The organism is bacterium SCSIO 12844 (assembly GCA_024397935.1).
Lineage (GTDB): Bacteria > Pseudomonadota > Gammaproteobacteria > Francisellales > Francisellaceae > M0027.
In genome coordinates this window covers 922,591-944,193 of sequence record CP073743.1, presented here as the reverse complement: position 1 = coordinate 944,193, position 21,603 = coordinate 922,591, and the positions used below count along the sequence as shown (strand labels likewise).

Genomic DNA, 21,603 nt, shown 5'->3' with positions numbered 1-21,603 from the left:
TTTTGCTTTTAACTCTTATTATTCTTACTACATATTTTAATACATCACTTATTTAACTAAAAACAAAGTTAAGGAAAGCTATAATTATGTCTATACAATATAACTTACTTGGTACTGGTGAGTCTAAAGTCATTGTCATTCATGACTGGTCACAAGATGTAACATCAAACGATGCAATTAAACCATTTTTAAACCAACAAGCATTTACCTTTGCATTAGCTGATGTTAGAGGTTATGGAAAATCTATCAATCTAACGGGTAAATATAGCGCAACTGAAGTAGTAAAAGATGTTGCCCAATTAGCAGATGAGCTTGGATGGTCTGAATTTTCTTTAATTGGTCATTCAATGACTGGTATGGTTGTACAAAGAGCAATGATCGATATTCCAAATAGATTAAAAAAAGTTATCCTAACAACACCAGTACCAGCTTCTGGCATGAATACAGATGAAGAAACTTATAATTTTTTTAATAGCATGGTTGATGATGATGAGGCTTTCAAAGCAGGTATGGATGGATTAACAAGCGCTAAATATGACAGCCTATGGACAAACTATAAACTAGAAAAAAACCGTCAAACCGTTAATCCTACAGCAATGCGTGCCTACTGTGATATGTGGGCAAAAGGAGATTTTTCAAATGAAATGAAAAATATATCTACGCCAACTTTAGTTGTATGTGGAAAACATGATAATGAAAATTTAAGGCTTCAAGCGCTTAAACCTAACTTTAGCAACTGGTTTTCTAATTTTGAAACCATAGAAATGGAATCAGGGCACTACCCAATGCAAGAAAAACCCGTGGAGTATGCTTATATCATACAGAAATTTCTAGCTTCTAATTAAGATTAACAGTTATTTTAAGATGATACGGTTATTTCATTTAAAATACGATGAGCTAATTTTGCTAATACTGGGTTGGTATTTTTATAATAAGGATGCATAATGGCGGCTATTGATAACGCCCAACCTTTACCTCGTTGCCAAGTAGCATCATCAATACCATTAAGATTTTTTCGGAAAATTTCTCTACTTTGATGATTTAATAATGACCAAGCAATAACTAAATCACAAGCAGGATCGCCAATCCCAATATCTGAAAAATCAATAACAGCAGCAAGCTTTTGATCGTCAATAATAATATTACCTTGAAGAAAGTCACCATGAACCCATAGCGGTTTTTTATTCCATTGAGGTAACTGACAGCATGCTTCCCATAGATGCATTAATTTTTTTATATTAAATGTATCACCTAATGCATTAATTCCTTTTTTAGTTGCTTCATCTAAATTAATTAATGGTACACCACGTCTTGATTCAGGTGCATTATCTACCACAGCTATTAAATGCAATTGATTTAAAAATTCTGCTAATTCAATTGCAAGTTGCCTGTGTTCACTTTCTCTTTCAAACTGAGGGTTATAACCATGATGATAATAAGCAATTAACCAAGGCCATGGATAATTTTTATCAGGTTTTCCACAGAAAATAGGCACAGAAATAGGAATGCTTAAACTAGACGCTAAAATAGGTAGCCAATGATACTCTTTATCAATGCCTTTAACTGCCCAATGAATTCTTGGTAAGCGAGCGGTTAACTTTTCGCCCAAACGAAATAATGCATGATCAGTACCACTTGATGGAATACGCACTACATCTAAATTAACCCATTGTGGGCATTGATTTTCTAATAGCTGACGTACAAGCGCTTCATTAATTTCTAATTCATCTTTATGCATTTTATTCATGGGATATTCTTATATAGGTATATATTTATATATCTGAAATTTTTATAATAATAGCAAAAATTTGAGCATACAAATAAGATCATTAAACTCCAGACTATTTATAATTCTCAACGAGATTTTGATTGTGAGTGAACCTTACCATGCTGGGATATAACTTCCCCATGCTTTGAAGATACAGGTATCAATATTACATTAGATTTTTTATTATTCTGCGCTATATTAATGGTTGGAAGTAAAAAACTAAATAAAATTACGCCTGTCAAAATACAATTAATAACATTCATTTTCATCTCCCAAAAATAAACTTAACCATACAATAATAAGTATATATATTTTTTATAATTTATTTTAAATGACATACATTATTGCCTCTAATAGTCAAAATTATTCACATTCATCTTAAAGTATAGCTTCCCAATACTATATCAAACTTTACTTTTTAACCTACGATTCTTACCAATCAAACTATCAAATACATCAATCTTAAATTATAATACTGATCAGTGATTTACTGAGGTTAAGGAATACCATGCCTATTTTAATACAAGCTGCACTCTATCTTTTATTTGCAATTATTACCGTACCAATTGCAAAAAAACTAAAACTAGGTTCTGTATTAGGTTATTTGGTAGCGGGTATTCTACTTGGCCCTTTGTTTGGCTTTATCGGCTCAGAAGTTAAATCCGTACAGCATTTTGCTGAGTTTGGCATCATTATTATGATGTTTTTAATCGGCCTTGAGTTAAAGCCAAAAGAAGTTTGGAGTATGCGCTATCAACTTATTGGACTTGGTGGCTTACAAATCGTTTTAACCGCATGTCTTATCACAGGTCTTATAACCATATTATTTAATTTTACCTGGAACCAAGCGGTCGCAATTTCTCTTATTCTCGCCCTATCATCAACCGCGATTGTCCTTCAGAGTATTAATGAGATCAAACAAACAAACACTCAAGCCGGTCAATCCATTTTATCTGTATTAATTACACAAGATATTATTGTTATTCCAATTTTTGCAATACTACCGATGCTCGTTTTAAATACAGCTAATATCATACAAAATAATACTGATCATACAAGCTTAATCTCGCACCTATCATACTTTATGCAAACAATTATTATTATATCCGTTATTTTGATTATGATTATAATAGGCCGGTTTTTCTTAGATCACGTCTTTCGCTATATCGCAAAAACAAAACTAATCGAAATATTTACTGCTTTAACACTTTTGGTTGTTATTGGTATTTCAATTGTCATGGAAAAAATTGGCCTATCTGCTGCATTAGGCACATTTATCGCAGGTGTTATTTTATCTGATAGTGAATTTCGCCATGAGATAGAAAGCCAAATATCACCTTTTAAAGGCTTATTAATGGGTATATTTTTTATCTCAATTGGTGCAAGTATTAATTTCATACTCTTTTTTGAAAACTGGTACCAAATCCTCTTATGGGCTATTTTATTGATTATTTCAAAAATACTTATTTTAATGATACTAGCACGTATATATAAACTTAAAAACGCTAATTTCTGGTTATTTAGTCTAGCTTTAGCCCAAGGCAGTGAATTTGCATTTGTGTTATTATCATTTTCTCTGAATTTATCGCTATTAAGCCAATTTGCCGTTGAAATAATAACCTTGGTTGTTATTATCTCTATGATATTAACACCTGTATTGTTCTTACTCTATGAAAAAATAATCTTGCCAAAATATCAAGAAATCAGTAATGAAGAAACTGATACAATTGAATCTAAAGGTGAAATTATTATCGCTGGAGCCGGACGATTTGGACAAATTTCTGCCAGGGTACTAAATGCCAATAAATTTGATCCTATTATCTTAGATTATGATATCAATATGGTCGAGACATTTAGAAAATATGGTAATGTTGCATATTATGGTGATGCATTAATGCCTGAACTACTTATCTCTGCAGGCATAGCAGATGCAAAAGTATTCATCGCTGCCATTGATGAGCGTGATAGCCAAACAAAACTTGTTTCTATGCTTAAACGACACCAACCTAATTTACTTATCATTGCTAGAGCAAAAGACCGTCATCATGTATATGAGTTAGAAGAAGCTGGTGCTAATTTTATCGTTCGTGAAACATTTGAATCGGCTGCCCTTGCAGCAACTGAAGCATTAATTATGCTTGGCGATGATGAAGAAACGGCCAAAAGAAAAGTAGATATTTTTAAAGAGCATGATGCAAAATCATTATCAAATCTTAAAAAAGTCTGGCTTGATCATGGAGAAGATAAAAGCTATGTCAGCCAAGTTAGCATTAATCAAAATACGCTCTCTGAGTTAATGAAAAGCGAGTTATCTTAGCTAGAAATCAACCAAAATATTACGCAGATAAAGTGTTAACATTCTAACTGAGAAAATAGTTAATGATAATAACCCCCATATTTCTTTTTTAATACCCAATCTGTCCCCTTCAATGTTTATAATAAGGAAAATTATGACTATGGTCACATTGTAGCTCTCGCTAGTGCTACAATACAAAAAGATGAACAAGGTTATTGGACTAAAACTACAAAAGTGGCAGTTGTACCATGTAGAACTGAACTACTAATTACCGCAACACCTGATAATATTATCAATGAACATGGTGATACCTATTCTCCACCACAAGATCAAAACGAAAGAATTATATTTAAAGTTACCATTGCCCCACAAACAGATAAATTAAAAACGGTATTAAACTACCCTCAGGATTATAGAATGACATATATTGGGCCTATCTCTGGATAATTCTATAATTACTTAAAATATGTACATTATCATGGATGATAAAACATTACATACAATTATTTTCATTATCTAAAAATCATATAAAAAAAATCAAAAAGAATTACTGCTATACTTAACAATATCTATAATATAATTTGCGAATAATAAATTTATGAAAAGTAATATCAATTGGATAAAAAATGCCATCAAAACATTACAAGCTGATGCACAAAGAAGTGCTGAAACCAATTTACTTAAAATTAGATTACCTGCGCTATCAAATATAATAATTTATCTTAAAAATGAATCAAATCATAAAACAGGAAGTTTAAAACATCGCCTTGCCCGATCTCTTTTTATCAGAGCTTTACTGCAAGGTGAAATAACTAAAGATTCAACCATTATTGAAGCATCATCAGGTAATACAGCTATCTCTGAAGCTTATTATGCTCAATTACTAAATTTACCTTATATTGCTGTTATGGTTAAAACAACCTCGCAACAAAAAATTGATCGCATCCAAATGCTTGGTGGTCAATGCCACCTTATTGATAACAACCAAAGTGATGTTGAAGTTGCAAAAGCATTAGCTAAAAAGACCAATGGCTATTTTATCAATCAATTTGAATCAGCTAAAAAAGTATTCGGTATTTCTTATTCAGATAATGTTGGACAATCAGTTTTAGAGCAAATGGAATTTGAAGCATTTTCTACCCCTACCTGGTTTATTTGTGGTACTGGCACTGGATGTACAATCCAAGCATTTACAGAATGTATCTTAAAAAATAATTTAAACACCAAACTCTGCGTGGTTGATCCGGAATTTTCGGCTTATTATGATTATTACCTTGATCATACTTGTGAGATATCAGTTGATCGAACTTCAAGAATTGAAGGTATTGGCAGACGTCAAGTTGCAACCTCTTTTAATGCCTCATGCATTAGCCGAATGCTTAAAATACCCGATGCAGCGAGTATTGCAAGCATCCGATTTATTCAAGAGATTATTGGTTTAAAAGTTGGTGGCTCTACAGGAACTAATCTTTATGGCGCATTTTTATTAGCCAATGAAATGCAAATTCAAGGGCATTCTGGTTCAATTGTAACCTTATGCTGTGATGCTGGTACTTTATATGAAAATACATATTTTGATGATGATTGGCTTAAAAAAGAACAGTTGGATATTCAACCCTATTACCAGCAAATAGAACATTTTTACAATACAGGGAAATGGCAAAGCCATCATACTGTTCAAGATAGTTGGTCAGATAAGAAATAATTATAATATAGTGCAACTTTTTTCTTCAACTATTTCTTTTTCAATAGGATTTTTATCTAAGAACAATAAACTTGGACTAAGTGATAAATCAAAACTTAACTCATGAGCACTTTTTAAACTGATATTTTTTTCATGTAACATGTGAATAATATATCCTTTGTCACTATCCAATAGATGAAAATTTTCTATATTAAAACCTACGATTGTAATATTATCAGGTAGCGCACTAAATGCTTCTGCTAATTCTTTAGCTGATAAGTTATTTAATTGATGATTTAAACAAATTAAAGTTTCAATATGTTCTGGAATTGAGCTAAAAATTTGTTTCACGCCATTTAGTCCAAAGCGAAGTAAATTTCCTTCAATTTCTATTGCATATACTTCTTTTGGTGTATTTTTTATATCTTTAATATACTCATCTAAAGAGCAGTGTATTTGCTTTTTCATTCGATAACGATTCCTTGTCATTAAATCTCAATGATATTTTAAATAAAAACACAATTAATTAACATAAAAGCCAACAGATAGAATAATTAGCATAAATAACAACCTAATTAACTTGTTTAATACCTGCTAATAACCATTGATTTGGTGATGATTTTAAAAAACACCAGGTTTCATTAAAGTAAGTCCAATTAGTGTCTTTTTCTTTTACTAAGCCTTTAAATGCAACCGAAGCATAAAGATCACTATCATTTTGCTCAAATCCAAGGTAACGCCACTGCAAGTTCTTAAATTCAGCAATTGACGAATTTTGAAAAATTTCAGCTTTCATCTGATTAAATAAATCATCTGTTAAATAATTTTTAATCGAGTAAATGGATGCTTGATCATTTAACTTTTGTAATTGCATAAATAATTGATAAGCAATTTCTTCAAATTTATAAACGTCAGTTCCATCAGGTAACTGTGTGGTTGGTAATTGACGCTTTTGCATATCACTTTTAGATTTATTGATAAAATAAATAATACTTACAACTGCTAGTAGCAGCAATATCAAAACAAAGCCATAAATTGAGGCTCCATGTAAAATTAAACTTAAAATGCCTAATATTCCAATTGCACCATAAACACTTCGCGAGCGAAAATAACGACTTTTGCCACTTTTTTTAGCATCACTAGAGTGATGATAACTATGCGTATAGGATCTTGAAAAATGACCAAAACTTCGACCACCCCCAAAACGAGCAAATGCCATATTAGATGCAAATAGCAATATCATAAAACATATAATAACTCTAAAAATAATGATTCTGTTTTGCATATAAAGACCAACCCAAAAATAACCAAACAATAATTTATCAAAAACTCTGATAAAGAACAAGAAATCATCACAGAATCTTTAATAATTAACTTATTAAATAAGTCTGATTAACGCCAAAATATGGCTAATTAAATTTACATCTGTGATATACTATTAAATATCAAATACAAATAGGATTTAAGTTATATGATAGATCCAAATTTTATACCATTGCATATTAGTGCAAAGCACGAAGATTTTATTGGTAATGATACTGCTGGTCGTTATGTTTTTGTTCCAGGTTCAGATAGTAGAGCTAAAACCATTGCCCAACATTTTGACGCTCAAGCAATTATTAGACCTTCATCTCGTGGACATAATCTTTATTTAGGTAGTATTACAAAAAATAATGTAAGCATTGATGTTGCTAGCATCTCAACAGGCATGGGTACATCAAGTGCAGATATTGTAATTAATGAATTATTAAAACTTGGTGCTAAAAAATTTCTTCGTGTTGGTACCTGTGGCCTTTTACAGCCTAAGTTTATGCAAGGTGGTGACTTAGCTGTTGCAACTTCAGCCATTAAAGATGAACATACAACTAGCTGCTATGTACCTAAAGAATATCCCGCAATTGCTTCAGTTGATATGATTAATGCGATTTCAAATGCTGCTAAAAAACTTGATAAACGTAAAATACATTATGGTGTTTTCCATACTAAATCATCACTATATGCTAGAGAATTCAAACAAGGTGCAATGAAACAACAAAACACAGATTATATGAACATTATCAAAAATGCTGGTGCGATTGCCTCTGAAATGGAAGCTGCCATGTTATTTACATTATGTAATTTAGCCGATGCACAGCAAATGGGTAATACAGACTATACATTTAAAGATCGTATCTTGTCAGGCGCTATCTGTAGTGTTCTAGGGGAAGAAGAAGATTTTGGTACTCCTGAAATGATTCAAGCTTTAACGGATGATATGATTGAACTTGGTATTAATACATTTTTTGAGCTCAACCAACTAAATCAAAATTAATTACCCTTTTTGTAACATATTTTCTTATTATTGATAAAAAACCACCCTGAACTATTCGTTAATTATTAATATTAAACATTATTTTTTATGTAATTAAAAAACCAATCATTTAATTACAACTACCTATATAATTACTATTACGGCCATATATTAGTGTCAAGGAGATAGACAAATGCCTAAGAAGGAAAAAGAGTCAACTGCTTTAGATGAATCTCAATGGATACAAATTGAGGCAAATGATATTTATAACGATAATTTAAAACAACTAGAATATGACCAAATGTTATTTAAGCTTTTAAAAAACATAAAAAATAACCTATTAGCATATCTAAATAGCCGAGGAGAGATTATTAATTTTAATCATGAAACTCAAACTGAGCTTAGCGGTGGTGCAATCACACATCAGATGCTTAAAACACTTATTTATTCACATGGCTTAAAAGAAGCAAACGAGCTTGATGAAGGTTTTCATAAAGATCAATATGGTTTTTGGATAGATGAAAATCAAGCTTTTAAAATAGAGTCATGGTTTAGAGATGATAAATTAACCTCAGAAAGAATTGCCATTGCCCTTGATATGTATCGATCAATTGACCAAATATATACTTCACTAAAAGATATTTATTTAACTGAAGGGTTAAACCATCATGAATTATTGGAAAAGCTAATTGAAAACTTAATATCACTCTTAAGAAAGAATACTATCTTACATGCAAAAAAAGAGTTTGCTAGTTCCCATTACCCACATATTTCGGGTAGTCGCCTGCCTGGTGGGACTGGCACATTTTTTCAAAGTCATTTAGATAATTATATTATTAATGCAATTGCTGCCTGTGAAGCACTTCAAATTAAAATTAACCCACAGCAAAATGAACTAGAAAGTGAAGATATCAGTGATATTCAAGAATTACCACTTGCTCCTTGCAGTGAACAAAGAGATTATTATCAAAAATCACCTAGTTTTGAACCACCAGTTTATCAAGAATCTAGTTATACACCATCAAACCCACTTCCTTCTGCACCACCACTTGATTTTTATAATACTGAAACTAGCGGTTATGGTCCTACCTACCCTCCTTATAGCCCTTATTGGCAACCACAATAAGAATGTTCTTTTGACAAATAAGATGCTTCTAACTAATCTATATACTACCTAAAAAACAAATAGATACTATATTATGAACCTAGTAAAAAAAATCATTAAAATTAGCTTACTAATAGGCTTATTTTTATCTTATTCGCATGTATATGCATACACTTTTAACTGTACAGGTACTGAAACAAGCCATAAAGATGACAGTAAAAAGCCATTTACCAAAAATATAATTGTTGATGCCGATTTATCAAAAATTAACTATAAACCAGCAAAATATGCTCAAAATAATCAATATATCTATACAGAAGAGGATGTTAACATTAGTAAAAATGAAAAAATAACCATAAAAACTTATTTTAACCCAAATTTTCTTACTTATAGCACTTCAGTTGAGCAGGACGGCAAAAAACTTATTTCAACCAGCGCTAACTGTAAACTACTACCTAACCCTTTTATAGATAAGAAATAATTTAGGTAAATGAAATGACACAAATTAAAGCTAGAAGGGTTATTCTTGAACAAAACAGCCTCAATCAATCAGACATATTAGAAGATAGTATCTTAGGTGATACATTACATTTAAATGCCTCACCCTTAACTGATGAGCAAAAAAATGATAAACATCCTCTAATGCATCAAGTTAATTCTCTTATTTATGGTATTGTTTTACAAGGCAAAGTCCACGTTATTTTAGATAATAGTGAAACTGAACTAAACCCAGGTGACTGTGTAATCGATATGGGTAGTAAACATGCTTGGAGTAATAAAACGGATAAAACTGCATTAATGGCTTTTATTTTGTTAGATGCAAAAAGATAAAAAATTTTTCTACTAACGATTCGAATCCGTATTAGCAAATGCAAGCATTCGATCAGCTAATCTTGATATTGGTAAGCTTTGGATATAAACCGCACCAGTACCGGTCATCTGAGCAAAAAAGATACCTTCACCTCCAAATAAAGCATTTCTAAAGCCGCCAACAAATTGAATATCAAAATTAATGCTCGTTTCAAAGCCAACCAAACATCCTGCATCAACTCGTAATACATCGCCTTCAGTTAACACTTTTTTAACAATCGTACCACCACCATGAACAAAGGCCATACCATCACCTGAAAGCTTCTGCAAAATAAAACCTTCTTTACCAAAAAAACCAGAACCTAGTTTTTTAGTAAAAGCAATATCTACATCAATACCACCTGCTGCACATAAAAAAGCATCCTTTTGACAAAGTAACTGACCATTATGCTGTGTTAGATCAATTGGCATAATTTTGCCAGGAAATGGTGCTGAAAAAGCAACTTTTGCCTTACGATGGCCGGTATTTGTAAAATTAGTAATGAAAAAGCCTGCGCCTGTTAACATACGCTTAAAGCCTTTGAATAAACCGCCACCAGTATTGGTTTGCATTTCAATTTCACGATCCATATATAACATCGTACCTGCTTCAGCACGAACAGCTTCATTTGGATCAAGCTCAACTTCCACAATTTGAAGATCGTGACCAATAATTTCATAGTCAATTACATCAGCAACCATTATCATTCACCTTAACTTAGTTTTAAATAATCAATGTATATTAAAACCAATACTAAGTTAGTATAGCAATAAATAAAAGGATATTATGGCAAATTTTAATTTTACTATGCTTGAATTTTTTACTTATTTATCTCTACAATCAGCACTAAGTCAATTAATAAACACATGGCCATCATCATGCTTGAAATGTTATACAGTACAAAAGAAGTTTATGCATTAGAGAAAAAAATTGCACAAGATAAAAAAGTTACCATGGCTTTATTGATGCAACGAGCTGGATTTGCACTTTTTCAATCTATACCAAAATATACAAATAAAATAATTATTTTTATAGGGCCTGGTAATAACGGTGGTGATGGTATCGTAGCAGCTACATTGCTAAAACAGTTTAATTATGATGTAGAAGTTATTTATCTTTCACCATTAACTAAGCTTTCAAGCTTATCAAAACTAATGTTTGATCATGCAAAAGCATTGGGTGTTCTATTTAAAGCATTTAGCCCAACCTATCTAAAGCAATTAAAACTAAATGAAAATGATGTCATTATTGATGCATTGTTTGGCATTGGCCTGTCAAAACCACCTCAAGGTAATTTTAAGAAAACGATTGACTGGATTAATCAGTCCAGCGCTTATACTATTAGCGCAGATTGTCCATCTGGCTTATGTGCTAATACCGGCGCACCAATTGAAATAGCAGTTAAAGCTAATCTCACTTGTCAATTTTTATCTAAAAAACAAGGCCTTTATAGTGAGGTTGCCTCATACTATATAGGTGAGCTGATCTTTAATGATTTAGGCATTGAGCATACCAATAACTATTCAATCAAGCATTCAGTTAATTTATTAACCAATGATTATATTGAAAATAACAGAAAGCCAAGATTAGCCAATAGTCATAAAGGCATGCTTGGGCATGTTTTAATTATTGCTGGAGATACTGGTATGGGTGGTGCTGGTATTTTAAATGCCTTTGCTGCTTTAAAATCAGGTGCTGGCAAGGTAACTTTACTAACACGTTCTGAACATGTTACAGCAAGTTTAAGCTTTATTCCTGAAGTGATGGTAAAAGGTATTGATATTAATGATAACATTAGTGAATATATAAAGGCTGCAGATGTAATTGCTATTGGCTCTGGTATGTCACCTAAATTGCCATGGTCAAAACATTTTTTTGAACTTATTTTAAATGCTAAATTAACAAAACACAAAGTGTTTGATGCTGGCATATTGCATTATTTAGCAAGTATTTCATCTTTAAAAAATAATCTTAAAAATACAGTAATTACACCCCATGTAGGTGAGGCTGCCACACTTTTAAAGACCAATACGCAAGCAATTGAAAGTGATCGCTTTTCTGCTATAGAACAGTTAGCTACAACTTATAATACAACGAGTATATTAAAAGGCAAAGGCACTTTAATTCAATCACCCAAACAATTACCAAGCCTATGCCCATGTGGTAACCCTTATATGGCAACAGCTGGTATGGGTGATATGCTAACTGGTATCATCATAAGCTACCTTGCTCAAAAATATCCCATACAACTAGCCTGTGAAATGGCTGTATGGGACCATGCTAATAAAGCAGATAGACTATTAAAATCAGGTCAAATACCAATGCTTGCATCAGAAATTTTTAATCAAATTTAATCTAAAGCATTTGATTTTCTCTGGTATAAGATTTCATTTTCCACTAAAATACCGTCACTTAATGATTAAATGATAATTTCATCGATAAAGGGGACTTGATGCCAAATGCAAAAGAACCTCAAACCACTTGTTAGTATACGCAACCTTGTTAAGCGATTTGATGACGGTCATCTTGCTTGCGATAACATTTCACTTGATATTTATCCTAAAGAATTTTTTTCATTACTAGGTAGTTCTGGTTCAGGTAAAAGTACACTATTACGGATGTTAGCAGGCTTTGAATCACCAACAGAAGGTAAGATTTTACTTGATGGTATTGATATGACTAAAGTACCACCTTATGACCGCCCTGTTAATATGATGTTTCAATCCTATGCTCTATTTCCACATATGAGCGTACAACAAAATATTGCCTTTGGGTTAAAGCAAGATAAATTATCTTCAGCTGAAATTCAAAAACGCACAGATGAAGCACTTAATTTGGTAGAAATGACTAGATTTGCCAAACGTAAATCACATCAATTATCTGGCGGTCAAAGACAACGTGTAGCTCTTGCTCGCTGCCTTGCAAAACGACCAAAACTGATTTTACTAGATGAGCCACTATCTGCGTTAGATAAAAATTTACGTGGCCAAATGCAGTTTGAACTTGTTGATATCCAAGAGCAAACTGATAGCACATTTATTATGGTTACTCATGACCAAGAAGAAGCTATGACCATGTCAACTCGTCTTGGTATTATGTCAGAAGGCTATCTTGAACAAGTAGCCCCACCTAATGAAATTTATGAGTTTCCTCATAGTCGATTGGTCGCACAATTTATTGGCTCAAGTGCGATTTTTGAAGGCTATATTGCTTCAAGTAGTCGAACTAAAAGCTTTATTCACTCTGATGAGGCACGCTGTAGCTTTGAAATTAACCGAGGCCTTGATGGTGTCGCAAGTCAACAAATTTGGGTTGGCATACGACCTGAAAAAATTATGATTTCAAAAAACCCACCTGAACACTATAGTCGAAATCAACCAATTAACTGCTTAACAGGTAAGGTTGAAAATATTGCTTATATGGGTGGTTTATCTACTTACCATGTAAGAACTGAAACTGGTCGTATTGTTAAATCAATGGATTTTAATGTTGAACGTAATGCTGATAATCCAACCTGGGAAGATCAAGTATACTTAACATGGGAACCTGAAAACATCATGGTACTCTACTCATGAGCCAAGTTAAAACAAAACTACAAACTGCACTACAGCAGTGGCAAAGACGTTTTGTCATTTTAGTTCCCTACCTATGGTTCATTCTCTTTTTAATGATTCCTTTTTTATTTGTATTGAGAATCAGTTTTTCAATTCCAGCTGATAGTATTCCACCAATTTCACCATTATTAGTGATAAAGGATCAAACCATTAGCATTATGCTACATTTTAGTAATTATCTATTTATGATTGAGCATAATGTCTTTTTTATTGCTGTTTTTAACTCAATAAAAATGGCTTTTATCACAACTATATTATGCATTCTAATTGGTTATCCTATGACACTTGCAATCGTTAGGACCAATAATACAACACGTAAACTTCTTTTAATGCTCATTATTATTCCCTATTGGACTTCATTTCTTCTACGTGCTTATGCTTGGGTTACGGTATTGCAAAATAACGGTATTATTAATCAGTTTTTAAATTGGCTTGGATTTAATAGCCTACCTTTAATTTATAATAATTTTTCAGCTTATCTTGGTCTTTTATACGGATATTTACCATTTTTTATTCTACCACTTTATGCAACGTTAATTAAAATGGATCGAACACTAGAAGATGCTGCAGCTGATTTAGGTGCTAAACCCGTTACGACATTTTTTAAAATTATCTTACCACTATCAATACCAGGCTTATTAGCTGGCAGCCTACTTGTTTTTATCCCAGCTGTTGGTGAGGTCATCATTCCACAAATTTTAGGTGGGCTAAATACAGTTATGGTTGGTAATGTCATCTGGCAAGAATTTTTCACAGCACAAAATTGGGGCGTTGCCTCAGCACTTGCTGTTGTTTTACTGATTCTACTTATTTTCCCTATTATTCTTTTACAGCGTATCCAACAAAAACAAACATCATTTTCAACGGAAAGATAGAGATGAATCTTATGCTAAGAAAATTAAAATTTTCCAATCTTATCTTATTACTAGGTATTATATTTCTTTACCTACCATTAGTTGTTTTAGTGATATTTTCATTTACTGATTCTGCATTGATTACGGTTTGGGGTGGGTTTTCAACCGTTTGGTATAAGGTATTATTCCAAGATGCTGATATCATCTCAAGCGCACTAAGAAGTTTAAAATTAGCTGTAAGTGCAGCTACTGGCGCTTTAATTTTAGGTACCATGGCAGCTTATACACTCACTCGATTTAATAAATTTCGTGGCCGCTCAATATTTTATGGTTTAACATTAACACCACTTGTCATGCCTGATGTTGTCATTGGTATTTCATTATTATTAATGTTTGTTAGTCTTCAGCATATTATTGCCAATATTTTTGGTAATAGCTTTGATATCCGAGGTTTTTTTACTATCCTTGCAGCACATATTACTTTTTGTACCGCTTATGTAACCATTGTCATGCAATCCCGCCTTGCGCATATTGACCGCTCAACTGAAGAAGCAGCCATGGATCTAGGTGCAAGACCTCTTAAAACATTTTTTATGATCACATTACCACAAATTATACCTTCATTAATTGCAGCTTGGCTTTTAGCTTTTACATTATCACTAGATGATCTTGTTATTACTGAATTTGTTGCATCTCCTGAACAATCAACATTACCTATGTATATTTATTCAACCGTTAAAACAGGTCCTACACCTGAAATTAATGCTTTAGCAACAATTATTATTGCCATTGTCACAATTGTTGTGATCATTGCCACTTTTTTATCATTTAGATTTGAGCGTAAAAAACGAAAAAATACACTATTACTTAAGAAAAAGAAAGATGAGGCGATTTCATTACTTGGTACGTATCAATAATGCCATCAGCACTTAAGCCTACTGAAGTTAATAAGTTATTTGGGTTTCCATGAGAAAGATAAGTATCAGGCAGACCTAAGTTACGAATTTTAACAGTTTGATGAAGATCATTTGCGATTAAATATTCATTTACTGCAGACCCGGCACCACCTTGAACTGCATTTTCTTCAATCGTAATAATATGATCAAACCGATCCGCTACTTCTTTGAGTAATTCCTCATCTAACGGTTTAACAAAACGCATATCATAAACGGTTGCATTTAATACTTCAGCTGCCTCTAATGCAAAAGGTAACATAATACCAAAGCTTAAAATTACCAAGTCAGATAAGCCTTTTCTTCTAAGCTTTGCTTTTCCAAGTTCAATATCTAGCTCTGGCTGTATTACTATGCCAGTAACATTGCCTCTTGGATAACGTACAGCAACTGGTCCTTGATGTGCATAACCAAATTCAAGCATATGGTACATTTCATTTTCATCCGAAGGCGCTATAATCACTGTATTTGGAATACAGCGCATAAAACTTAAATCGAAACTACCTGCATGCGTTGGGCCATCTGCACCAACAAGGCCACTTCGATCAATGGCATATAATACATCCAAATTTTGAATACTAACATCATGAATAAATTGATCATAAGCACGTTGTAAAAATGTCGAATAAATTGCAACAACTGGTTTCAAGCCCTCACAAGCTAAGCCTGCAGCTAGAGTTACAGCATGTTGCTCTGCAATTGCCACATCAAAATAGCGCTCTGGAAATTGTTTAGAAAACGCAACCAAATCAGAACCTTCTCGCATTGCTGGCGTAATTCCGACTAAACGCTTATCTTTTTCTGCACGCTCACACAACCATTGCCCAAATATATTTGAATACGTTGGTAATTTCTTTGTTTTAGGTTTTATATCCGTATCTGAGTGAAAACTAGGTGAAACATGATGAAACTTAATTGGATCTTCTTCTGCTTTTTCATAACCCTTACCTTTTTTGGTAATCACATGCAGAAGTACTGGCCCTTTGTGGTCTTTTAATGTTTCTAATACAGGGACTAATTCAGCTAAATTATGACCATCAATTGGTCCAACATAATAAAACCCTAATGCTTCAAACAAATTACCTGGTAGTAACATACCTTTTGTTTGTGCTTCAAAACGTTTTGCAAATTCCCATACACCAGGAATTTTTGTTAATACTTTTTTACTTTGCTCACGAAACTGATGATAAAAATTACCGGATAATACTTTAGTTAAATGATGTGTTAATGCACCTACATTTTCAGAGATACTCATTTCATTATCATTTAATACAACCAACACATTACTTCTTAGCCCACCAGCATGATTTAATGCTTCAAAAGCCATACCAGCAGTCATTGCACCATCACCAATAACAGCAATTGCCTTTTGCGCTGATTGATTTAACCTAAAAGCTTCAGACATACCTAAAGCAGCACTAATTGAAGTTGATGAATGCCCTACACCAAAGCTATCGTATTCACTTTCTTCTCGTTTAGGAAATGGTGCCAAACCATTGTCTTTTTTAATTGTTGATAATCTATCTTTTCTTTCTGTTAACACTTTATGAATATAGCTTTGATGGCCTACATCCCAAACTAAACGATCATTTGGCGTATTAAATACATAATGTAATGCAACCGTTAATTCAAGCGCACCCAAACTCGATGCAAAATGCCCACCACAAATATCTAGTGAATCAATCAAGTAGCTTCTAATTTCATTAGCAAGTTCCGGCAGTTGAGCTTGAGAAAGTTTTTTCAAATCACTCGGCGACTCAATATTTGCTAATAATGGGTATTTCTCATCTGACATTTTTGGTCAAAATCTTGCATTGGTTATTAACTTGCGCCTATTATGTCCTTATCTTAGCAAATACTCAAGTAAAACCCATAAGTTGCTTAATTTAAGCTAAAAAAATATTTATAAAACATTGTTATCTTAACCATTATTTTTTAAACGCATTTTGCCTATAGTTTAATAACATATCTGCCTGTTTTTCATCCATTTGAAAACTTTCTCTAGATATGGGTAATGTTTTTTTCATACGCATTGCACCTATTACATCAACAATTGCAATAAATTCAGAAGATAGTTTTTCATATAAACGACTAAGTAATGGCATTCCATGACTTATTGCATCACATAAAATACGATAAGCACTTTGACCTAACTGAATAAAATAATGTTCATCAACCCGTTTTCTTTTGGTTCTCTCTGGGAAAAGACCTGAATAAATCAAACACTTATCTGCTACTTCTCGCATTTGATCATGGTTTTTATTATTTTTTTCATCTAATGCTTCTAAAAACTCTAAAGCTAATACTGCATCGGAAAGTGACTTAGTTCGATTAAATCGCATTAACATCATAACAACATAACCTTCCAACTCGTGTTCAAGTTGAATAGCTGCATCTTCCTGAGCCATTAAAATTAGATCATACCAATGTCCAATCTCAGTATTTTGATAAATTAACTTCATCTAGTTACCTTAGCAATTACAATCATTATATACGTCACCTCTTTATTATAATTATGACCCAAAATTCAATATTTTGCATAAAATTTAACATTTATATTGCAATTATCAATTTAAGGTTTGTCTACTTGTAATACAAAATATATGGTTTATATATAACTCACCAACGATAATAAAGTTTTGGAGTATAGTGCGCACCTGTTTTAAATAATTGACTTTCATATAATATTATCTTATTTACATCAAGCTTTTGTTGAATTTCTAATAATGGGTAATATGGTTTTGCTAAGTTTTTAGATACTTTAACCCTTGCAATGGTTAAATGCGGAATAAATTTGCCTCTTTTTTGGAAAATAGCTGCTGAATTAACAATTGATAACAATTTTTTCTGTAAATTAATTAAAATTTCATTTGGTTTAACCATCACAGCAATGACTTTAGGATTTGTAACTGGAAATGGTAAAATTGATACTAAATCTAAATTAAATGCTGTTAAATTATATTGATCTAACATCTTAAATTGATCTTCCAGATGCATCAGTTGTAATGAATTGATTTCCCCTAAAAAACTTAAAGTAATATGATAATTTTTTACCTGTGATAGTTTTAAAAATTGCCTACCACATAGTTTTTGGTAGTACTCTGCATATTGATATATTTTTGTTGCTGTTTCATTATCAATAGGAATTCCGATAAAAGCTCTCATTAAACTGACCTTTTTATATAAAACACTTCATTTTTTCAATCTATTGAAAATTTATTATAAATTTTTTATTACTTTTACCACTGTATATTGACTTAACCTGAGATTAAAGGACAATATAAAGCAATATACGTACGATGATTTAATTTGTATCAAATTATAATGAGAAGATTTTTTTAAAACAGGTACTAACAATGAAACAAGCATTAACTGAACTATTACAACAAAGCATCGATAATTTAATTAAAAATGACGTATTAGCAAATGATACTCAAGCTAATATTATTATTACACCAACAAAACAAAAATCTCATGGTGATCTAGCAACTAATCTTGCATTAACACTCTCTAAAGCTGCTAGAAAATCTCCAAATGAGCTGGCAAATCTTATTGTTAACAACATTCCTAAGTCTAATTTAATCAAAAAAATCGAAATTGCAGGCCCCGGATTTATTAATTTTTATTTAAATCAAGCTTATCAATTCGAAATTGTTAAAACAATTCTTTCCAAACGGCAGTCATTTGGCCAAGGCAAACCTAAGAATATTAAAATTAATGTAGAATTTACCTCAGCTAATCCAACAGGCCCTTTACATGTTGGTCATGGACGTGGTGCTGCAATAGGCTCAGCAATCGCTTCACTACTTAAATTTGCAGGTTATGATGTTGAATCTGAGTATTATGTCAATGATGCAGGAAGACAAATGGATATTCTTGCCACTAGCGTTTGGCTTAGATACCTCCAGTCAAATAAGCAATCTTTTTCCTTCCCCTCAAATGGTTATAAAGGCGATTATATTAATGACATTGCAATAGATCTAAAAAATCAATATCAAAATCAGTTTGTCAAAACGGTTTCTGAAGTATTTTCTAATGTCTCTGATGATTTTAACTCTGAAAATAATACAGGTGATAAAGAAAAACATATTGATGATTTAATTTTTAATGCAAAACTGTTACTTAAACATGATTATAATATTATTCATCAGTTTAGTTTAAATGCAATTTTAGGTGATATTAAAGCAGACTTAGAAGACTTTGGAGTTCATTATGATAATTGGTTTTCTGAAAAATCATTAGAAGAAAATCAAGATATTGATAAAGCTATTGATTTTCTTGATAAAAAAGGCTTATTGTATGAAAAAGAAGGAGCAATTTGGTTTAAATCAACTAACTTTGATGACGATAAAGATCGTGTTTTAGTAAGAGCAAATGGACAAAGAACTTATTTTGCATCAGATGCAGCCTACATGCTAAATAAATTTGATCGTAAATTTGAACAAGTTATCTATCTTTTTGGCACAGATCATCACGGCTATATTCCACGTATAATGGCCCTAGCAGAAGCATTTGAGTTTGATAAAAGTAAAGTGAAGATACCATTGATTCAATTTGCTATTTTATATCAAGGCGGCGAACAAGTACAAATGTCAACTCGCAGCGGTTCCTTTGTAACACTGCGCCAGTTACGCCAAGAAGTTGGTTCTGATGCCGCTAGATATTTTTATATTATGCGAAAAGCTGATCAACACCTTGATTTTGATCTTGATCTTGCAAAATCCAAATCAAATGAAAATCCTGTTTATTATGTACAATATGCTCATGCAAGAATTTGTAGTGTTTTCAGACAGTTAAAAGAACAAAATAAAACTTATGAATCTAATATCGGCTTAGATAATTTAAGTTCTCTTGACTCTGATATTGAAGCAGATCTAGCTAATAAATTAATACAATATCCTGAATTAATTGAAAAAGCTTCTGAAAAGCTTGAGCCTCATCTATTAACAAATTATCTTCGTGATTTAGCGCAATTATTTCATATGTACTATAATCAATATAAGTTTATTGTTGATAGTCAACAAATAACTCAGGCAAGATTGGTCTTGATTGATAGCATAAGAGAGGTTATAAACAATACATTATCTCTATTAAATATTAAAGCACCTGAGATAATGTAAATTTAAATAACGGAAATTTAAACACGGTAAAGGACCATGGTAATAAGAGATTATGCAAAAAATACTGTAACGGCACAGCCAACAGCAAAACCAAAAAGATTAAAAACAGCAAATAAATTGAAAAATACTGCTGCAAAAGAGCTTTCTGCATTATCTAACCAAAAAAGCACTAAAAAAACAATAACTTCTAAATTTCAAAAAATAACAAAAACAACAAAGAAGTTAACTACACAACCTAGTAAAAAGACAACTTCAAAAGCTAAAAGAAAGTCTACAACTAAAGCCAATCACAAAAAAAACAACCTAAAAAGTAAGCATTCATTTAATCTAACTAAAAAAGCAAAATCACAACTAACATCAGTTTCTGTTTTTATATTATTAGGGCTAATGACTATTATTCTTCTGCTTTTATTATTTTATGTTATGTTACATAAAAAAACGACTGAAATAAAAGAAATTACGCTACCAAAACCTGCAAGTTTTCTTAACCCGCCTAGTTTAGATCCTAATAAACCGGCGCCGGTAGTTACAATACCAATTAACTCCAATAAAAATAACGAATCTCAGCCACAAGATACAAATAGCCAATTAAATAATGATATTCAATCAAATTTGCCTACTCAAACTACGATCACTTCTCAACAAAACAATGATACTGAACCAAAATTCACATTTTATGATACCTTAACTAAACAAACTGTCCAAGTGGATGCCACACCAAAAATCCAACAAAAGTATGAATATACTTATGCCTTACAAGTTGCATCTTATAAAAATCAAAATGATGCGAATAGCATGAGAGCTCGACTATTACTTATTGGATTAAAGCCTATTGTTGCCAAAAAAGGCAGCTATTATGTTGTTTCTATTGGCAATATTAAGTCAAAACGTGAAGGTGATGTTATTAAACATAAGTTAGAAGCAAATAATATTCAAGGCAGTATGCTAGTTCAAACAAGCAAAAAAGCAATTAATTAATAACCGTTATAATTGCAGTCATTTATTTTTACAAAAAACATATTGTTTATAATTTTTTTAAAATTTATAATTAAGATCAACATCAAAAAAC

21 protein-coding genes are annotated in these 21,603 nt (G+C 32.0%); 14 read left to right on the top strand and 7 right to left on the bottom strand.

From position 1 onward, the window contains the following. Positions 1–86 precede the first annotated feature (86 nt). The gene (locus KFE69_04585; GenBank protein UTW43378.1) at positions 87–845 is read left to right on the top strand and encodes an alpha/beta hydrolase; all 759 of its coding nucleotides are present in this window, start codon (positions 87–89) and stop codon (positions 843–845) included. A gap of 14 nt (positions 846–859) precedes the next feature. On the opposite strand, the gene KFE69_04580 is transcribed toward KFE69_04585, so the two are convergent. Continuing rightward, the gene (locus KFE69_04580; protein UTW43377.1) at positions 860–1,747 is read right to left on the bottom strand and encodes an aminoglycoside phosphotransferase family protein; all 888 of its coding nucleotides are present in this window, start codon (positions 1,745–1,747) and stop codon (positions 860–862) included. Positions 1,748–2,276: 529 nt separating this feature from the next. Here KFE69_04580 and KFE69_04575 point away from each other — a divergent pair. From KFE69_04575 to KFE69_04565, 3 genes are all read left to right on the top strand, one after another. After that, positions 2,277–4,085 carry a monovalent cation:proton antiporter-2 (CPA2) family protein gene (locus KFE69_04575; protein UTW43376.1) on the top strand — a complete coding sequence of 603 codons (1,809 nt, stop codon included), beginning with the start codon at positions 2,277–2,279 and terminating at the stop codon, positions 4,083–4,085. A 213-nt stretch (positions 4,086–4,298) separates the two neighbouring features. Beyond that, a complete protein-coding gene (locus tag KFE69_04570; GenBank protein ID UTW43375.1) occupies positions 4,299–4,511 on the top strand; it encodes a hypothetical protein in 213 nt (70 codons plus the stop codon). A gap of 151 nt (positions 4,512–4,662) precedes the next feature. Next, positions 4,663–5,769 (top strand): pyridoxal-phosphate dependent enzyme, encoded by a 1,107-nt coding sequence (locus KFE69_04565; protein UTW43374.1) that lies wholly within the window; start codon positions 4,663–4,665, stop codon positions 5,767–5,769. Here KFE69_04565 and KFE69_04560 read toward each other — a convergent pair whose 3' ends face one another. Beyond that, positions 5,770–6,216 carry a hypothetical protein gene (locus tag KFE69_04560; protein ID UTW43373.1) on the bottom strand — a complete coding sequence of 149 codons (447 nt, stop codon included), beginning with the start codon at positions 6,214–6,216 and terminating at the stop codon, positions 5,770–5,772. It abuts the gene before it with no gap. A gap of 103 nt (positions 6,217–6,319) precedes the next feature. After that, positions 6,320–7,033, bottom strand: coding sequence for a hypothetical protein (locus tag KFE69_04555; GenBank protein ID UTW43372.1), 714 nt, complete (start codon positions 7,031–7,033; stop codon positions 6,320–6,322). 186 nt (positions 7,034–7,219) lie between these two features. On the opposite strand from KFE69_04555, the gene KFE69_04550 reads away from it, so the two are divergent. From KFE69_04550 to KFE69_04535, 4 genes are all read left to right on the top strand, one after another. After that, positions 7,220–8,059, top strand: a complete 840-nt coding sequence (locus tag KFE69_04550; protein ID UTW43371.1) for a uridine phosphorylase — start codon at positions 7,220–7,222, stop codon at positions 8,057–8,059. 172 nt (positions 8,060–8,231) lie between these two features. After that, complete coding sequence (locus tag KFE69_04545) at positions 8,232–9,164, top strand: hypothetical protein (GenBank protein UTW43370.1); 933 nt, start codon at positions 8,232–8,234, stop codon at positions 9,162–9,164. Between the two features lie 73 nt (positions 9,165–9,237). Then, a complete protein-coding gene (locus tag KFE69_04540; protein ID UTW43369.1) occupies positions 9,238–9,624 on the top strand; it encodes a hypothetical protein in 387 nt (128 codons plus the stop codon). A gap of 14 nt (positions 9,625–9,638) precedes the next feature. Then, complete coding sequence (locus KFE69_04535; GenBank protein ID UTW43368.1) at positions 9,639–9,974, top strand: cupin domain-containing protein; 336 nt, start codon at positions 9,639–9,641, stop codon at positions 9,972–9,974. A 12-nt stretch (positions 9,975–9,986) separates the two neighbouring features. On the opposite strand, the gene KFE69_04530 is transcribed toward KFE69_04535, so the two are convergent. Next, the gene (locus KFE69_04530; protein ID UTW43367.1) at positions 9,987–10,700 is read right to left on the bottom strand and encodes a TIGR00266 family protein; all 714 of its coding nucleotides are present in this window, start codon (positions 10,698–10,700) and stop codon (positions 9,987–9,989) included. Positions 10,701–10,871: 171 nt separating this feature from the next. Between KFE69_04530 and KFE69_04525 the strand changes: the two genes are divergently transcribed. The 4 genes from KFE69_04525 to KFE69_04510 all read left to right on the top strand — a co-directional run bounded on the left by KFE69_04525 (position 10,872) and on the right by KFE69_04510 (position 15,378). Further along, positions 10,872–12,347, top strand: coding sequence for an NAD(P)H-hydrate dehydratase (locus KFE69_04525; protein ID UTW43366.1), 1,476 nt, complete (start codon positions 10,872–10,874; stop codon positions 12,345–12,347). 105 nt (positions 12,348–12,452) lie between these two features. Continuing rightward, positions 12,453–13,568: a polyamine ABC transporter ATP-binding protein gene (potA, locus tag KFE69_04520; protein UTW43365.1), complete on the top strand. Its 1,116-nt coding sequence runs from the start codon at positions 12,453–12,455 to the stop codon at positions 13,566–13,568. Then, positions 13,565–14,482 (top strand): ABC transporter permease subunit, encoded by a 918-nt coding sequence (locus tag KFE69_04515; protein UTW43364.1) that lies wholly within the window; start codon positions 13,565–13,567, stop codon positions 14,480–14,482. Before potA ends, KFE69_04515 begins: the two co-directional genes overlap by 4 nt. An 11-nt stretch (positions 14,483–14,493) precedes the next feature. Then, entirely contained in the window at positions 14,494–15,378 is an 885-nt protein-coding gene (locus KFE69_04510) for an ABC transporter permease subunit (protein ID UTW43363.1), read from the top strand. On the opposite strand, the gene dxs is transcribed toward KFE69_04510, so the two are convergent. The 3 genes from dxs to thpR form a co-directional block, all read right to left on the bottom strand. Next, positions 15,329–17,209 (bottom strand): 1-deoxy-D-xylulose-5-phosphate synthase, encoded by a 1,881-nt coding sequence (gene dxs / locus KFE69_04505; GenBank protein UTW43362.1) that lies wholly within the window; start codon positions 17,207–17,209, stop codon positions 15,329–15,331. The genes KFE69_04510 and dxs overlap by 50 nt on opposite strands. A 133-nt stretch (positions 17,210–17,342) precedes the next feature. Then, the gene (locus KFE69_04500; protein ID UTW43361.1) at positions 17,343–17,876 is read right to left on the bottom strand and encodes a hypothetical protein; all 534 of its coding nucleotides are present in this window, start codon (positions 17,874–17,876) and stop codon (positions 17,343–17,345) included. A gap of 157 nt (positions 17,877–18,033) precedes the next feature. Continuing rightward, positions 18,034–18,579, bottom strand: a complete 546-nt coding sequence (gene thpR, locus KFE69_04495) for an RNA 2',3'-cyclic phosphodiesterase (protein UTW43360.1) — start codon at positions 18,577–18,579, stop codon at positions 18,034–18,036. 191 nt (positions 18,580–18,770) lie between these two features. Between thpR and KFE69_04490 the strand changes: the two genes are divergently transcribed. Next, a complete protein-coding gene (locus KFE69_04490; protein UTW43359.1) occupies positions 18,771–20,534 on the top strand; it encodes an arginine--tRNA ligase in 1,764 nt (587 codons plus the stop codon). Between the two features lie 36 nt (positions 20,535–20,570). After that, positions 20,571–21,512, top strand: coding sequence for an SPOR domain-containing protein (locus KFE69_04485; protein UTW43358.1), 942 nt, complete (start codon positions 20,571–20,573; stop codon positions 21,510–21,512). Positions 21,513–21,603 lie beyond the last annotated feature (91 nt).

Excerpts from the sequence above, each read along its gene's own strand:
- KFE69_04485 (UTW43358.1), top strand. The coding sequence starts at position 20,571 with ATGGTAATAAGAGATTATGCAAAAAATACTGTAACGGCACAGCCAACA.
- dxs (UTW43362.1), bottom strand. The coding sequence starts at position 17,209 with ATGTCAGATGAGAAATACCCATTATTAGCAAATATTGAGTCGCCGAGT.
- KFE69_04545 (UTW43370.1), top strand. The coding sequence starts at position 8,232 with ATGCCTAAGAAGGAAAAAGAGTCAACTGCTTTAGATGAATCTCAATGG.
- thpR (UTW43360.1), bottom strand. The coding sequence starts at position 18,579 with ATGAGAGCTTTTATCGGAATTCCTATTGATAATGAAACAGCAACAAAA.
- KFE69_04500 (UTW43361.1), bottom strand. The coding sequence starts at position 17,876 with ATGAAGTTAATTTATCAAAATACTGAGATTGGACATTGGTATGATCTA.
- potA (UTW43365.1), top strand. The coding sequence starts at position 12,453 with ATGCAAAAGAACCTCAAACCACTTGTTAGTATACGCAACCTTGTTAAG.
- KFE69_04515 (UTW43364.1), top strand. The coding sequence starts at position 13,565 with ATGAGCCAAGTTAAAACAAAACTACAAACTGCACTACAGCAGTGGCAA.
- KFE69_04525 (UTW43366.1), top strand. The coding sequence starts at position 10,872 with ATGCTTGAAATGTTATACAGTACAAAAGAAGTTTATGCATTAGAGAAA.
- KFE69_04565 (UTW43374.1), top strand. The coding sequence starts at position 4,663 with ATGAAAAGTAATATCAATTGGATAAAAAATGCCATCAAAACATTACAA.
- KFE69_04555 (UTW43372.1), bottom strand. The coding sequence starts at position 7,033 with ATGCAAAACAGAATCATTATTTTTAGAGTTATTATATGTTTTATGATA.
- KFE69_04575 (UTW43376.1), top strand. The coding sequence starts at position 2,277 with ATGCCTATTTTAATACAAGCTGCACTCTATCTTTTATTTGCAATTATT.
- KFE69_04530 (UTW43367.1), bottom strand. The coding sequence starts at position 10,700 with ATGATAATGGTTGCTGATGTAATTGACTATGAAATTATTGGTCACGAT.
- KFE69_04510 (UTW43363.1), top strand. The coding sequence starts at position 14,494 with ATGCTAAGAAAATTAAAATTTTCCAATCTTATCTTATTACTAGGTATT.
- KFE69_04550 (UTW43371.1), top strand. The coding sequence starts at position 7,220 with ATGATAGATCCAAATTTTATACCATTGCATATTAGTGCAAAGCACGAA.
- KFE69_04560 (UTW43373.1), bottom strand. The coding sequence starts at position 6,216 with ATGAAAAAGCAAATACACTGCTCTTTAGATGAGTATATTAAAGATATA.
- KFE69_04535 (UTW43368.1), top strand. The coding sequence starts at position 9,639 with ATGACACAAATTAAAGCTAGAAGGGTTATTCTTGAACAAAACAGCCTC.
- KFE69_04585 (UTW43378.1), top strand. The coding sequence starts at position 87 with ATGTCTATACAATATAACTTACTTGGTACTGGTGAGTCTAAAGTCATT.
- KFE69_04540 (UTW43369.1), top strand. The coding sequence starts at position 9,238 with ATGAACCTAGTAAAAAAAATCATTAAAATTAGCTTACTAATAGGCTTA.
- KFE69_04490 (UTW43359.1), top strand. The coding sequence starts at position 18,771 with ATGAAACAAGCATTAACTGAACTATTACAACAAAGCATCGATAATTTA.
- KFE69_04580 (UTW43377.1), bottom strand. The coding sequence starts at position 1,747 with ATGAATAAAATGCATAAAGATGAATTAGAAATTAATGAAGCGCTTGTA.